This is a genomic window from Duganella guangzhouensis (assembly GCF_009674535.1).
Taxonomy (GTDB): Bacteria; Pseudomonadota; Gammaproteobacteria; order Burkholderiales; family Burkholderiaceae_D; genus Rugamonas; species Rugamonas guangzhouensis.
In genome coordinates this window covers 26,337-40,721 of record NZ_WKJK01000032.1, presented here as the reverse complement: position 1 = coordinate 40,721, position 14,385 = coordinate 26,337, and the positions used below count along the sequence as shown (strand labels likewise).

Here is a 14,385-nt window from a genome sequence, read left to right as displayed (position 1 = left end):
TGAAGCAGCTCCATCTGGAACTGAAAGAACTCGGCTATGAAGGGTCATACGACCGCGTGGCGGCGTTTGCCAGGCAGTGGAAGGCGGGTCAATTGGAATGGGTCAATTCTGCGAGCAAACGAACAATCCACATCAAAATTGCACGAAAACGTTGCCGGAGACAACCCAAGCGAGGACGGAGAAAATCAAAAGCTTACGCGACTACGAGACGAAAAATTTCATTTTCACTTCACAGCAGGCACGTTTTCACCATTATGCAAATAATGGTGAAAATCAAAGGCCCCAATGGCTACCGTCAGCTAAGGGGCGTTTGCGGCCCCCGCGACCACCGCCTAGGATCTGACATGCAGGCTTCAGAACGTCATGCTGCGCTCCGGTGACGGACAAGAAATTCCCACGTGCGGTACTAGTCCACCGGCCCAGAGCAGACTAATCAACAATTACAGTTTGATTGTCAAAGCTACAGTCATCAACGGATGCCAACCGCTCCCCTACAACAAACATTCGGTGATAAACGCTTGGCTGAGTAAAAGCGGCTGACACCACGCGAGAACTTGCATAAGCAAGGTGGAGCACCTTTACCGGCGAAAGCCTATCCTGCAATCGCCACTTCGCTACACTGTGCTTGATAATATCAAGCGCCACGAGTCCCGGCGCTGCTCCCCTGGCCTAAATTAGCTAAACGGTATAGCTCAAATTCTCGCCCGCCGTATCAAGCGTTACGTCTTTTTTTCCCAAGCCATTCCATCATCCGTAGCGATACCTCAAAGGCCATAGACAGTAAACGCTTTACCCTATCGAAAAGAGTTGTCGATAAAGGGGAGCACATGGAGACCAACAAAACCATCCTTGGTACATGCCGCCTGATGCGCTTACGTGAAGTCCTACAGCTATGTAGCTTCTCGCGTGCGACGCTGTACCGAGAAATCAAGCTGCACACATTTCCCGCGCCGGTGAAGTTGTCAGCGCGTTCGGTAGGTTGGCTACAGGATGATGTGATGCAGTGGCTGGATGCGCGCGTTGCGCAACGTGGCCCGGCCTATCAGGCACACGCTCAGATCGAGCATCAAGATGCCAAGCGCGGAGCAGCGTTCAAGCCTGGCCGCCGCCGGGCACGGGATGAAGCGGAATGACGTCTGCGCCGGCACGGAGCTTATAGAGATAGTCGGCCCAGCGCTGCATCATCAGCCGGCGCGCTGGCAGGTGCGCGGTACGATTATAGGCACGCCCATTTGGATCGATGACGCGATGCGCAAGTTGGTGCTCGATCAGATCCACACGTTCGTTCAATACTTCATCCAAGATCGTGCGCGCAGTCGCGCGGAAGCCGTGCGCCGTCATCACGTCTTTCGAGAAACCCATGGCGCGCAAGGCGGCATTGATGGTGTTCTCGCTCATGCAGGCCTGTTCGGTGCGCAGGCTGGGAAAGACGAATTTGCCATGGCCGGTTACGCGATAGAGCTCGCGCAGGATTGCCACCGCCTGCGTGGCCAGCGGCACCATGTGCTCCGTCTTCATCTTCATCTTGGCGGCTGGGATGCGCCATTCGGCGGCGTCCAAATCGAATTCCGAGCACTCTGCGGCGCGCAATTCGCCGGGACGCACAAACAGCATGGGTGTGATCTTCAATGCCGATACAGCCACGATATGGCCTTCGTAGGCATCGATGGAGCGCAGGAGTAGCGCCAGTTGTTTAGGTTCTGTGATGGCGGCGAAGTTGGTGCGCGGTATCGCCACCAAAGCGCCTTTCAGATCCGGTGTCACATCGCGCTCCACCCAGCCGACCGCCACCCCGTAGCGCAGGATCTGGCCGCACACCTGCTTCATGCGGTGAGCAGAGTCGATGGCACCGCGCGCTTCGACGCGCTGGATCACGCCCAGGATGTCGCGCGGCTTGATGGCCGCTGCCGGCATGGAACCGATGAAGGGGAATAGATCGTGCTCCAACCATGCCTGCACTTTCTCCTGCGTCGCGGAGCGCCGACTGGCGGCCATCTTGGTCAGCCACTGCAACGCTAATGCCTCAAAGGTATTCTCGTCGACCTCGTCCTGCAGCTCGCTTGGGTTCTGCTTCTTTGGCTTCGGGTCGACACCACCCCGTAACAGTTTGCGCGCATCGGCGCATAACTCGCGCGCCTCCGCCAGAGAGACTTCAGGATAGATGCCGAGGGCCAGAGTCTTGTGCTTGTCCTCGTAGCGGTAATTCATCCGCCAATACTTATTTGCCTCTTTGACAAGCAGATATAACGAGCGGCCATCGTTGTATTTGTCGCCGCTCGGCTTCCCGGAATGCTTGAGTTTCCGAATTAAAAGATCGGTAAGTGGCATGGCTGCCTCCCGAAGGAATGTGGCGCCGATTGAGGGACATTTGAGGGACCTAGTCTTTGCGTGAGGGACCTGACGCCAATTTTGTCCCTCATTTGTCGGAGATTTCATGGTACGCCGACGGATTTTCGAAGACAACAAAAAACCCGCTTCCCTATGATAGGAGCGGGTTTTGAGCTTTTTCGGTACTTCTTACTGCTGTGTTCCTGGTGCCGCTTGCCGGAATCGAACTGGCGACCTTTTCATTACGAATGAACTGCTCTACCAACTGAGCTAAAGCGGCGACGCCCCGCATTCTAGCAAAGAACCTTCTCGGCAACCAGCCCCAAAACGATAATTTTTCGACTAGTTGCAAAATTCATATTGCCTTTTGCGAGCAGGCTGAATTATCAGCCCTCGGTGTGGTAACCAGTCACCACCGCCACTTCATCGCGGGAGCCCAGGAACACCGGCACGCGCTGGTGCAGTTTGTGCGGCTGGATGTCCATGATGCGCTGTTTGCCGTCGGTGGCGGCGCCGCCGGCTTGTTCAACGATGAAGGCCATTGGATTGGCTTCATACATCAGACGCAGCTTGCCTGGCATCGAGGTGTCGCGGGTGTCGGCCGGGTACATGAAGATGCCGCCACGGTTCAGGATGCGGTGCACGTCGGCCACCATCGAGGCGATCCAGCGCATGTTGAAGTTGGTGCCGCGCGGGCCGGTGTCGCCGGCCAGCAGTTCGCTGATGTAGCGCTGCACCGGCGGATGCCAGTGACGCTGGTTCGACATGTTGATGGCGAATTCTTTGGTCTTGGCCGGGATCTGGATGTCGCGCTGGGTCAGTACCCACGAGCCCATCTCACGGTCCAGCGTGAAGCAGTTGACGCCGTTGCCGGTGGTGAGCACCAACATGGTCTGCGGACCGTACACGGCGTAGCCTGCGGCGACCTGTTTGGTGCCGGCCTGCATGAAGTCGGCTTCGCTTGGTTGGGTCATGCCTTCCGGCGCTTTCAGCACGGAGAAGATGGTGCCGATCGAGACGTTGACGTCGATGTTGGACGAGCCATCCAATGGATCGAACAGCAGCATGTATTCGCCCTTTGGATAGCGGTTTGGAATCGGGTGGATGGACTCCATCTCTTCCGATGCCATGGCCGCCAGGTGGCCGCCCCATTCGTTCGCTTCCAGCAGGATTTCGTTGGAGATGATGTCCAGTTTTTTCTGTACTTCACCCTGGATGTTTTCGGTCTCGGCGGTGCCCAGCACTTCGCCCAGCGCGCCCTTGCCTACCGAGTGGCTGATGGTTTTGCACGCGCGCGCCACCACTTCGATCAGCAAACGCAGTTCGGCCGGGATGTTGTTGTGCTGGCGTTGTTCTTCCACCAGGTATTGGGTAAGACTGACTCGTTTCATGTGTGCCCTTGGTTAATTGTGATTAGTTTGCGAGTGCTTTGGTGATCACTTCCGCGACGTCGTTGGACAGTTGGCGGGCGGCGACCTTTTCCAGCGCTTGTTTCATCTTGGCCTGCAGCGCCGGCGCGTAACGGCGCCAGCGGTCCATGGCGCGCGCCAGGCGTGCTGCCACTTGCGGGTTGATCGCGTCCAGTTTGATGACGAACTCGGCCCAGAATTCGTAGGCGCTGCCATCGGCGGCGTGGAATTGCGACGGGTTGGCGTTGGTGAAGTTGAAGATCAGGCTGCGTGCGCGGTTCGGGTTCTTCAAGGTGAAGGCCGGATGCTGCATCAGCTTGCGCACGGCGGCCACGTTGGTGGTCGGGGCCGATGCCTGCATGGCGAACCATTTGTCGACCACCAACGCTTCGTTGGCGAAGTCGTCGTAGAACGCTTGCAGGTGCGGGCCGTTGTCGGTGCCGCTGTGGATCAGCGATACCAGCGCGGCCGAGCGGTCGGTCATGTTGGTGGCGTTGTCGAACTGTTGCTGTGCCAGTTGCAGCTCGGCCGCTTCCGGCGCCGCCAGCAGGTAGGACAGGCACAGGTTTTTCAACGCGCGCTTGCCGGCCGAGGCGGCGTCCGGGCTGTACTCGCCCGGGGTCTGGTTGGCGTGATACTGGGCCAGCAGTTCGGCTTTCAGCACGGTGCCGATGGTGTGGCGCATGAACTGGCGCGCGGTGTGGATGGCTTGTGGGTCGACCACGTCCATCTGCTCGGCAATGATGGTTTCCGATGGCAGGATCAGCGCCAGCTCGCGGAAGGCCGGGTCCAGCGATTCATCGCTCAGCACGGTGCGCATGGCGTTGATAAAGGTCTGGTCCAGCTTGAGGTTGGCGGCGCCGTGGGCGGCCACTTGCGCGGTCAGCTTCAGCAGGCGTTCCATCGCCAGGCGCTGGCCGGCTTCCCAGCGGTTGACCGGGTCGCTGTCGTGGTTGAACAGGTGCAGCAGTTCGTCGTCGGTGTAGTCGTGTTCCAGAATCACTGGCGCCGAGAAGTCGCGCAGGATGGATGGCGTCGGACGCTCGTCCACTTCACGGAAGCGGAAGATTTGCTCTTGCTCGGTCAACTCCAGTACCAGCGTGGTGGCGCCTTTGGCGTGCTTGCCGTGTTCCAGCGTCAGCGGCAAGTCCTTGCCGTCCGCGCCCAGCAGGCCGACCGCGACCGGAATGTGGAACGGCAGCTGGCCCGGCTTGCCGCGCTGCGACAGGATGATGTCGAAGTTGCGCTTGACGGCGTCGTAGCGGGTGCGCGCGGTCACCACCGGCGTGCCGGCTTGCGAGTACCAGCGTTCGAACTGGGTCAGGTCGCGGCCGTTGGCGTCGGCCATGGCGGCGCGGAAGTCGTCGCAGGCGACGGCCTGGCCGTCATGGCGATCGAAGTACAGGTCCATGCCTTTGCGGAAGCCGTCACGGCCCAGCAGGGTCTGGTACATGCGGACTACTTCGGCGCCCTTCTCGTACACGGTGACGGTGTAGAAGTTGTTGATCTCGACGAAGGAGTCGGGACGCACCGGGTGCGACATCGGGCCGGCGTCTTCCGGGAACTGGGCCTGGCGCAGCGTGCGCACCTGGTCGATGCGGGTGACGGCGCGGCCGGTGTCGGTGCCGATCATGTCGGCGCTGAATTCCTGGTCGCGGAACACGGTCAGACCTTCTTTCAGCGACAGCTGGAACCAGTCGCGGCAGGTGACGCGGTTGCCGGTCCAGTTGTGGAAGTATTCATGGCCGACCACGGCTTCAATGCCGGCGAAGTCGATGTCGGTGGCGGTGCGCGGGTTGGCCAGCACGAACTTGGTGTTGAAGATGTTCAGGCCCTTGTTTTCCATCGCGCCCATGTTGAAGTCGCCCACGGCGACGATCATGAAGCGGTCCAGGTCCAGCTCCAGGCCGAAGCGTTCTTCGTCCCAGCGGATCGAGTTCTTCAGCGATTGCATGGCGTAGTCGGTTTTGTCGAGGTTGCCGTCCTCCACCCACACTTGCAGCAGCACGTCGCGGCCATCGGCCAGCTTGAACTGCTCTTCCTGGCACACCAGCTTGGCGGCCACCAGGGCGAACAGGTAGGACGGCTTCTTGAACGGGTCTTCCCACTTGGCGTAGTGACGGCCATCGTCCAGGTCGCCCTGTTCGATCAGATTGCCGTTCGACAGCAGCACTGGATATTGCTCTTTATTCGCGCGCAGCATCACGGTGTACTTGGCCATCACATCCGGACGATCCGGGAAGAAGGTGATGCGGCGGAAGCCTTCGGCCTCGCACTGGGTGAAGAAGTTGCCGTTCGAGACGTACAGGCCGGACAGCGAGGTGTTTTCCACCGGCGCGCACACGGTTTCGATTTCCAGCACCACTTCGGCCGGGGCGTTGCGGATGGTCAGCGTGGCGGCGCTCAGCTCGTAATCACCCTCGCCCAGCAGTTGGCCGTTGAGGCGCAGTTGCACCAGTTCGATCTCTTCGCCGTGCAGCACGATATCGCTGCCGGCGGCGTCCGGATTGCGGCGCAGCGTGATGCGGTTGGCGACCACGGTGCTGGCCGGCGCCAGGTCGAAGCCCAGCTCTACGGTATCCACCAGATAGGCGGGCGGGGTGTAATCTTTGCGGTATATCGTCGTGGGGCTGCTGTCTGTGCGCATTGGAAGGCTCTGAAAGGGACGGAGGCAAAAGCCTATTTTACCAATACCGGCCGGGGACGATGGGTAGAATTGCATTCCTGCCAAAACTTACCTAAGTGTAAGTTGCCGCTTTCCACGATGCGGTAACATTCTGTAATAATCATGCAAGCACTGTATGCGCGACATACACTTAGCTCTGGAAAATCCGTCTTATTGAGAGGGGCATCATCATGAAATATCTCGCCACGCTGGCGACCGCCGCCGTGCTGCTGCTAAGCGGCTGCGCCACCACCATCCACAGCAATGTGACCGCTTTCAACGACTGGACCGGTGATATCCAGGACAAATCCTATGCCTTCGAAGCGCCGCAGGGCGCCGACGATACGCTGGAGCACCGCAACTACCAGGTGCTGGTGTCCAATGAGCTGGGCAAGCTGGGCTTCCATCAAGCTGCTGACAACGAGCAACCAAAATTACTGGTTGGCATGAAATTCTTCACCATTGACCAGCCGGTGCGGGTGCTGACCGAAGATCCGTTCATGGGACCGTACTGGGGTCCGGGCTTCTATGGCCGCTATGCCTGGGGTTATCCGCGCTGGGGCTATCGTCCGTTCTTCTATGATTCCTACCGCTTCGGTCCGACTTATGTGGAAGAGCGCATCAAGCACCAATACCAGCGTCAGCTGCGCGTGACCATCAACAGCGTCAGCGGCCGCAAGCTGTATGACGTCACGGTGCAAAACACCAGCGGCATCCAGGCCACGCCGCACGTGATGCCAGCGCTGGTACAAAGCGCGTTTGCCGGCTTCCCCGGCCAAAACGGCGTACCACGCACCATCGACATCACCATCGAGCCAAAAACCGAATCGATGCAAGCCGCCAAGTAAAAGACGGGGTCAATCCTCCCAAAGCTACACGGGCTCTGCCGTAGCGTTCCGCTACGGCAGAGCCCGTGTAGCTTTGGGAGGATTGACCCCGGTTACAAACTGCGGCGGAGGTAGGCTGGCATCAGCCACCAGGCGCACAGGATCAGCAACGCCATCAGGGCGGCGGCGATCAGGCCGACGGTGGCGCCAAACACTTCCGATATCACCAGATCTGTTCCCAGCACCAGGGCGATCGCCAGCGCAAACGCGCCGGCGACGATCTGGCGCGTGGCGATGCGTTTGAAGCGGGCGCGGTCTTTCAACGGCCGCAGCAGCCGGTGCTGGATCGCCGGCGCGCTCAGTAGCACCAGGCTGGTCAGCGATAGGAAGAAGGTCGCCAAGAACAGCAACTTTTCCATGTGGACGATCTGCGCGAAGCCGCTGTTGAACGGCAGGATGATGAGGAAGGCCGACAGCATCTGCGCACCCGGCAGCAGGATGCGCATTTCGCTCAGCATGTCGGAAAAGTCGCCGTCGTCGCGCTCGTCGCTTTGGCTGTCCTCCTCCGGCCGTTCGCTCATGGCAGCAGGATGGTGGAGCCGGTGGTTTTGCGGGCTTCCAGGTCGCGGTGGGCTTGCTGGACGTCGGCCAGGGCGTAGCGTTGGCGGATGTCGATTTTCACTTCGCCGCTGCTGACTACGCCAAACAGTGATTTGGCCATCGCTTCCAGGTCTTCGCGCTTGGCGGTGTAGGACATCAGCGTTGGCCGGGTGACGAAGAGCGAGCCACGGCTGGCCAGTTCGCTCAGGCTGAACGGCGGCACCGGGCCGGAGGCGTTGCCGAAGCTGACCATGGTGCCCAGCGGTTGCAAGCAATCCAGCGAGCCGATGAAGGTGTCTTTGCCGATCGAGTCGTAGACGGCGGACACGCCCTTGCCATCGGTCAGTTCTTTCACCCGTTCGGTGAAATTCTCTTTGTTGTAGTTGATGACGTGGCTGGCGCCGTTTTCAATCGCCAGCGCGGCCTTTTCTTCCGAACCGACGGTGCCGATCAGGTTGATGCCCATCACGCGCGCCCACTGGCAGGCGATCAGGCCGACGCCGCCGGCGGCGGCGTGGAACAGGATGGTGTCGCCGGCCTTCAGCGGCACGGTGCGGTGGAACAGGTATTGCACCGTCAGCCCTTGCAGCATCATGGCGGCGGCGGTGTCGAATTCGATCTGCTTGGGCAGCAGCAGGATTTGCGAGGCGGGGATGTTGCGCGCTTCGGAGTACGAGCCCAGCGGTCGGCCGCCATAGGCGACGCGGTCGCCGGGCTTGAAGTCGGTAACGCCCTCACCCACTTCTTCCACCACGCCGGCGCCCTCCACGCCCAGTGCACCGGGCATGGGTTGCGGGTAGAGCCCGGTGCGGTGGTAGACGTCGATGTAGTTGAGGCCGATGGCTGCATGGCGCATCCGCACTTCGCCAGGGCCGGGCGGCGGCAGGTCGATCTCCACCAGTTCCATCACCTCGGGACCGCCGACGCGGTTGATGCGGATTGCCTTGACCATGTTCTATCCTCCGTGATTGGGCTGCTTTATTGGGCTGCTGTTTGCTGAAGCTGAGACAGTACCAGATGTGCCGATGCGACGTTGGTGGCGCACGGCGTATTGTGCACGTCGCAGGCGCGCACCAGGGCGTTGATGTCCGGTTCGTGCGGCTGCGGCGTCATGGGGTCGCGCAGGAAGATCACGCAGTCGATCTGGCCTTCGACCAGCAGCGAGCCGATCTGCAAGTCGCCGCCGAACGGGCCGGAGTGCTTGCGGTCCACGGTCAGGCCGACTTCATTGGTCAGGCGGCCGCCGGTGGTGCCGGTGGCCACCAGTTGGCAGGTCGAGAGGAAAGCCTTGTATTCGCTGGCGAGGGCGATCATGTCGTCTTTTTTCTTGTCGTGCGCAATCAGGGCAATGCGGGTCTTCATTACTTCTCCCATTTATTTTTTGGACAGCAGATAGATCCCGGCCAACACCAGGGCGGTGCCGCCCAGTTGCCAGGAGGTGACGGGCTCGCCCAACAGCAGCGCGCCCAGAAACAGCGTTGAAACCGGGCCGATCATACCAGCCTGCGAGGCGGTGCCGGCGCCGATGCGTTCGACCGCGATCATGGTCATGAACACCGGCGCCACCGTGCACAGGATGCCGTTGATCAGCGACAGGCCATACACCGGCAGTGGCTGCAGCAGGCCGGAGAGCGGGCGCAACAGGAAGAACTGGGCCATGCAGGCGGCGGTGGAGACGCACATCGCGTACGACACCAGCCGTATCGATCCCAGCCGCTTGACCATTTCGCCGGACAGCAGCAGGTAGGCGGCATAGGCGGCGGCCGAGCCGGTCACCAGCGCGGCGCCCAGCACCACGTTGCTGCCGCCTTGCAGGTCGTGCACGAACACCAGCACGATGCCGAGGTAGGAAGTCAACAGCGCCATCCACTGTTTGCGGTTGATGTGCTGTTTGAGGATGGTGGAGCTGATCAGCAGCACGAAGGTCGGGGTCAGGAACAGGATCAGCCGCTCCAGGCCGACCGAGATGTATTGCAGGCCGAGGAAGTCGAGAAAGCTGGACAGGTAGTAGCCGACCAGGCCGAGGCCGACGATGCGCCAGCGGTCGCCGCTGCTGAGCGGAGCGCCGGTGCGCATCTTCCAGAGCGCGATGGTGGCGAACACCGGCAGCGAGAACAGCATGCGGAAGGCGATCAGCGTGACCGCGTCGATGTGATAGCGGTACAGCAGCTTGGCCACAATGGCCTTGGTGGAAAACAAAACCGAGCCACCAATGGCAATGCCCAGCCCGCTAAGAAAGGCGGCCCGCGTCAACGTGCCCTGTGTCGTGCTTTTATCCATAGGGCAAATTGTACCGCCTGCCGCCCTCCCCCGCTGAGCAGCCTCTTTCGCTGCTCACATGAGACGCGTCAAGCCGATTGGTGATAGGCTGTGTGAGCATCGCGAGATGGAAATTAGAAGATATACCCGGCAAGATCGCTCGGTCCCCTTCCAACAATGGCTCGACCAATTGGACAAGCTCGCTGCGGCTAAAATCTCAAAAGCACTGTTTCGCATGGCCGATGGAAATCTATCACGAGTCAAATGGTTCGCCGGCATCGGCGAATATGTCATCGACTGGGGACCGGGTTACCGGATTTACCTTGCAAAAGAGGGTCTTATGACGATTCTTCTATTGGGGGGCGGCACGAAAAAACACCAGCAGATCGATATCACGCGTGCAAAGCTTTTGCATGAAGAATTCAAAAGTCGTAAGAAGGCGGGAGATGGGGGAATACTATGGAGCTAGCGGGTTTTGAGGTCGGCATTGTGGAGCGGATTCAACGCGAACCAGCTTTTGCAGCCGCCCTGATCGAGGAAGTAGATGAGGCACTCACTGAAGGCGAGAATAGCGTTGCGAAGGGAATGCTGCGAGTCCTCACCGTCGGCACGATCGGCTTTTTTGCACTGGCCCAATCATTATCAGTGACGGCTGAATCGTTGCAACAATCGCTTTCACAGCAAGCGACACCGGATGCCGCCAGTCTTAGAGCGGTAGAAAAAGCGCTCAGGCTAGCATTAGGTGTCGCTGCGGGATAAGCAACCCACAGAAATGGTGACGCTTAGACGCTATCGCCACTACCACGCTGCGGGTGCCATATCACTGAAGCTCAGCTGATGGTCACCGCCGCGCTGCCGGCGGTCACTGTCGCGGTGGTGGTGCGGGCGACGATGGTGGCGGGGGCGCTGGTGCCGACCAGCTTGTTCACCTGGCGGAACTGGGCCGTCATCTTCGATGGCGTCAGCGTCACCAGCGTGTAGCCTTGGGCGTCGTTGTTCAGGTGCTTGAGCCACTGGTTATTCCCCAGTCCCGACAACTGCTGCGCCAAGGCCAGCAGGCTGGTGTTGAAGTCGCTGTTGGCTTGCAGCGCGGTCAGCACGGCGGCGGTGGTGGCGTCCAGCTGCGCTTCGGGCACGCTCAGCGCCGCCAGCGCGCCGCGCAACTGCACGCGGGTTTGCTCGGCCAGCGAGGCCAGCGTCGGCGCCGCCTTGCCCATGGTGTAGTCCAGCAGGTTGAAGTTGAGGTTGACCGTGCCGATGCCGGTCACCGGCACCGCCAGCGGATAGCTGACCAGCGTGGCGATGTCGCCCAGCGAGTCGGCCGCGTCACGCAAATAGCTGAAGAACGAATCCGAGGAGACGCCGGCCGATACCAGGTCCACCATCACCGGCGTGCCGCCACCGGTGGCATCGAAGTCGTCGTTGACGGTGCCGGCGAAGAAGGCGTGGATGTCGCCGGTAATCGCCACCACGTTGCTGATGTTGTTGCTCTTCAGGTGAGACATCAGCGTTTTGCGCTCGGTGTTATAGCCATCCCACTGGTCGCAGTTGAGCAGGAATTTGGTGAAGAACGACGACAGCGCGTCTTTCTTGCCCGACGCCGCCACGAAGGTCGAATTGACGCCATTGGTCTGGACGTCCGGCTTGATGTAGCCAAACGCGATGGTCTGCGCGGCCACGGCGGCCAGCGCGGTACCGGTCGAGCCAGCCGTCGCGGCGGCGCTGACCTTGGCCAGCACCGCCACCGCGATCGCGGCCTGGGCGCTGCTCAAACCGGCCGCAACGCCGGCCGTGGCTTGCGCGGTGCTGCTGCCGCCGCCAGCCGCCGAAGTGGCGATGGCCACCGCGCCAGCCTGGGCGACGGCGCTGGTGGCGCCGGCCGTGACCGCAGCCACGATGGTGCCGGCCAGCGCGTAATTGCCACCGACCGCCGCCGCCGTGGTGGCGACCGAGGTCGCCAGCGATGTCGCCGCGCTCAGCGCCAGCAGCGTGGCGATGGCGTCGGTGCCGTTCAGGCCCATGCGCAGCAGCGAGACTTCATTGCCCCACAGTTTCCAGGTCGAGGTGGCGGCTTTCATCTTGTCCATCCACCACTGGCGCTGGGTGTTGCCCAATATGGTGGCGGTGGTCAGCGGATCGAGGCCGATGGTCTTGGCGCCGGCCATCTTCTGCGCTTCCACGCTGTCGAACACGCTTTGCTGCACCAGATAGCGCGCGCCAATCCGGCCCAGCGCCTTGCCGGTCGCTGGATTGATGGTCGATTCCGGAATGATGTGATCGGCGCGATACAGGCGTTCGTCGGTCATCACCAGCTGCATCAGCTTGCCGAACTGGAAATCGCGGTAGATCTTGATGTTCTGGAAGGTGGTGTTGGCCGCGTCCAGCGTGACGTCGGCCGGCATGTATTCAAACCACGCCTGATTGGCGTTGCGGCGGCGCGCCGGCTGATGCAGATCCGAGCCGTCGGCGTTGAAGGAGCCGTCGTAGGTTTCCGCATCCTGCCAGGCATCGTCGGTGAACTCATGGTCGTCCCAGATGGCGATGAAGGCAAAGCGCTCGTGCAGCGCCTGCAGGCGCTTGTCGGTGCGGTACTTTTTGTACAGATAGCGGTAATCGGCCAGCGTGTTGGCGTATTTGGCGCCCGACGTGCCGCTCTTGTAGACGCCGTCCGGCAGCACCAGCGTGTCGTGCCGGCTTTCAACCGCGCCGGTCTGGAAGTCCTCGCCCACGGTTTCGTAGATATAGTCGCCCAGGTGGACGATGAAGTCCAGGCTCTCGCCGGCGATCGACGACATCGCGCCCCAGTGGTTGACGCTCCAGTCCTGGCAAGTCATATAGACAAACTGCAGCTGCGCCACATCGGCATCGGCGGCCGGCGCGGTCTTGAAGCGGCCGACGTTGGAACGGGTGTCGCCGGCGATGAACTGGTAATAGTAAGTGGTGGCCGCCGACAGCCCGGTCAGCTTGTGGCGCACGGTGTTGTCGTACTGAGACTGCAGCGGCAAGCGCACGTCGGCCACCAGCGTGCCGCTCAGCGCGGTATTGGCGCCCAGCGCGGCGCTGTTGTCGGCGGAGGTGACCACCAGCCGGATCGCGCTGTCGGCGGCCGAGGGCGCCACCGCCACCGCATCGGCCGAGGCCGGCAAGGCGCGGGTCCACAGCATGATGCTGTCGGCGCGCGGGTCGCCCGAGGCCACGCTCTGCGGGAATTGCCAGGCACCGCTGGCCAGCGCCAGATCCGTGCCAGCCGCCTCGCTGCTGCCGCCGCAAGCGCTCAGGCCCACCGCCGATACCGTGATAAAGCCACCCAATTTAATAAACTGCCGTCGATCCATGTCTGCTCCCGTACTGCGCGTGTCAAAAAGATCAACAGTAGCAGTACGATATGACAGCATGCCTACAAAAACTGGAGGCCGGCCTCTAGCGATGGCGGCGACGAGCGGCGGCCGGCGGCGGCCGGCGGCCGACTGTGGCCCCCGGGCGACGGCGGTTTCTGGCGGCCCGCTTATGCTAGAATACCGCCCTCACCGCACTCACATGACTCACCGCCGAAGGAAGACCGAACATGGCTGGACACAGCAAATGGGCCAACATCAAGCACAAAAAAGCAGCAACTGACGCGAAACGCGGCAAGATCTGGACTCGCCTGATCAAGGAAATCACCGTTGCTGCCCGCATGGGCGGCGGCGATGCCGCGACCAATCCACGTCTGCGTCTGGCCATCGACAAGGCGGCCGACGCCAATATGCCTAAGGATAACGTGCAGCGCGCGATCACCCGCGGCACCGGCGGCGAGGACGGCGCGGCGTATGAAGAGGTTCGCTACGAGGGCTACGGCATCGGCGGCGCGGCCATCATCGTCGACTGCATGACCGACAACCGCGTGCGTACCGTGGCCGAAGTCCGCAACGCCTTCAACAAGAATGGCGGCAACATGGGCAACGAAGGCTCGGTGGCCTTCATGTTCAAGCATTGCGGCCAGTTCCTGTTCGCGCCCGGCACCAATGAGGACGCGCTGATGGAAGTGGCGCTGGAAGCCGGCGCCGAGGACGTGATCAGCGACGAAGAAGGCGGCATCGAAGTGCTGTGCGGCCCGCACGATTTCGCGGCGGTGAAGGATGCGCTGGAAGCCAAGGGTTTCAAGGCCGAAGTGGCCGAGATCATCATGAAGCCGGACGTCGAAATCGCCGTCACCGGCGACAACGCGATCAAGATGCAGAAACTGCTGGACGCGCTGGAATTGCTGGATGATGTGCAGGAAGTGTATTCCAACACCTTGATCGAAGACTGAGGAATT

Annotated in this window: 14 protein-coding genes and 1 tRNA gene; 6 read left to right on the top strand and 9 right to left on the bottom strand. The window is 61.1% G+C overall.

Going from position 1 to position 14,385, the window contains the following annotated elements:
• Positions 1–380 (top strand): hypothetical protein (locus GJ699_RS34885; protein WP_154383524.1); only part of this gene is annotated, 380 nt, incomplete at its 5' end.
• Between the two features lie 447 nt (positions 381–827).
• On the top strand, positions 828–1,133 hold the full coding sequence (locus GJ699_RS32250; protein WP_229262403.1) for a helix-turn-helix transcriptional regulator: 306 nt from the start codon (positions 828–830) through the stop codon (positions 1,131–1,133).
• Here GJ699_RS32250 and GJ699_RS32245 read toward each other — a convergent pair.
• The 4 genes from GJ699_RS32245 to pepN form a co-directional block, all read right to left on the bottom strand.
• Positions 1,093–2,328, bottom strand: coding sequence for a tyrosine-type recombinase/integrase (locus GJ699_RS32245; protein ID WP_154383523.1), 1,236 nt, complete (start codon positions 2,326–2,328; stop codon positions 1,093–1,095). The genes GJ699_RS32250 and GJ699_RS32245 overlap by 41 nt on opposite strands.
• A gap of 204 nt (positions 2,329–2,532) precedes the next feature.
• Positions 2,533–2,608 (bottom strand) — tRNA-Thr (locus GJ699_RS32240).
• 106 nt (positions 2,609–2,714) lie between these two features.
• Positions 2,715–3,719: a class 1 fructose-bisphosphatase gene (locus tag GJ699_RS32235; RefSeq protein ID WP_154383522.1), complete on the bottom strand. Its 1,005-nt coding sequence runs from the start codon at positions 3,717–3,719 to the stop codon at positions 2,715–2,717.
• A 22-nt stretch (positions 3,720–3,741) separates the two neighbouring features.
• Positions 3,742–6,384, bottom strand: a complete 2,643-nt coding sequence (gene pepN / locus GJ699_RS32230; RefSeq protein ID WP_154383521.1) for an aminopeptidase N — start codon at positions 6,382–6,384, stop codon at positions 3,742–3,744.
• 209 nt (positions 6,385–6,593) lie between these two features.
• Between pepN and GJ699_RS32225 the strand changes: the two genes are divergently transcribed.
• Positions 6,594–7,250: a DUF4136 domain-containing protein gene (locus GJ699_RS32225; RefSeq protein WP_154383520.1), complete on the top strand. Its 657-nt coding sequence runs from the start codon at positions 6,594–6,596 to the stop codon at positions 7,248–7,250.
• A 92-nt stretch (positions 7,251–7,342) separates the two neighbouring features.
• Here the strand turns inward: GJ699_RS32225 and GJ699_RS32220 are convergent, their stop codons facing one another.
• Genes GJ699_RS32220 through GJ699_RS32205 form a run of 4 tightly spaced genes read right to left on the bottom strand, consistent with a single transcriptional unit; the run spans position 7,343 to position 10,109 of the window.
• Entirely contained in the window at positions 7,343–7,810 is a 468-nt protein-coding gene (locus tag GJ699_RS32220; RefSeq protein ID WP_154383519.1) for a DUF6328 family protein, read from the bottom strand.
• Positions 7,807–8,781 carry a quinone oxidoreductase family protein gene (locus GJ699_RS32215; RefSeq protein ID WP_154383518.1) on the bottom strand — a complete coding sequence of 325 codons (975 nt, stop codon included), beginning with the start codon at positions 8,779–8,781 and terminating at the stop codon, positions 7,807–7,809. Before GJ699_RS32215 ends, GJ699_RS32220 begins: the two co-directional genes overlap by 4 nt.
• Positions 8,782–8,807: 26 nt before the next feature.
• The gene (locus tag GJ699_RS32210; RefSeq protein WP_154383517.1) at positions 8,808–9,191 is read right to left on the bottom strand and encodes a methylglyoxal synthase; all 384 of its coding nucleotides are present in this window, start codon (positions 9,189–9,191) and stop codon (positions 8,808–8,810) included.
• Between the two features lie 12 nt (positions 9,192–9,203).
• A complete protein-coding gene (locus tag GJ699_RS32205; RefSeq protein WP_154383516.1) occupies positions 9,204–10,109 on the bottom strand; it encodes a DMT family transporter in 906 nt (301 codons plus the stop codon).
• Between the two features lie 58 nt (positions 10,110–10,167).
• Here GJ699_RS32205 and GJ699_RS32200 point away from each other — a divergent pair, with 58 nt between their 5' ends.
• Positions 10,168–10,557: a type II toxin-antitoxin system RelE/ParE family toxin gene (locus GJ699_RS32200; protein WP_229262402.1), complete on the top strand. Its 390-nt coding sequence runs from the start codon at positions 10,168–10,170 to the stop codon at positions 10,555–10,557.
• Positions 10,548–10,847, top strand: coding sequence for a transcriptional regulator (locus GJ699_RS32195; protein ID WP_154383515.1), 300 nt, complete (start codon positions 10,548–10,550; stop codon positions 10,845–10,847). The genes GJ699_RS32200 and GJ699_RS32195 overlap by 10 nt, the downstream gene beginning before the upstream one ends.
• 71 nt (positions 10,848–10,918) lie before the next feature.
• Here GJ699_RS32195 and GJ699_RS32190 read toward each other — a convergent pair whose 3' ends face one another.
• Positions 10,919–13,423, bottom strand: coding sequence for an alkaline phosphatase D family protein (locus GJ699_RS32190; protein ID WP_154383514.1), 2,505 nt, complete (start codon positions 13,421–13,423; stop codon positions 10,919–10,921).
• A gap of 230 nt (positions 13,424–13,653) precedes the next feature.
• On the opposite strand from GJ699_RS32190, the gene GJ699_RS32185 reads away from it, so the two are divergent.
• Positions 13,654–14,379 carry a YebC/PmpR family DNA-binding transcriptional regulator gene (locus GJ699_RS32185; protein ID WP_154383513.1) on the top strand — a complete coding sequence of 242 codons (726 nt, stop codon included), beginning with the start codon at positions 13,654–13,656 and terminating at the stop codon, positions 14,377–14,379.
• Positions 14,380–14,385 lie beyond the last annotated feature (6 nt).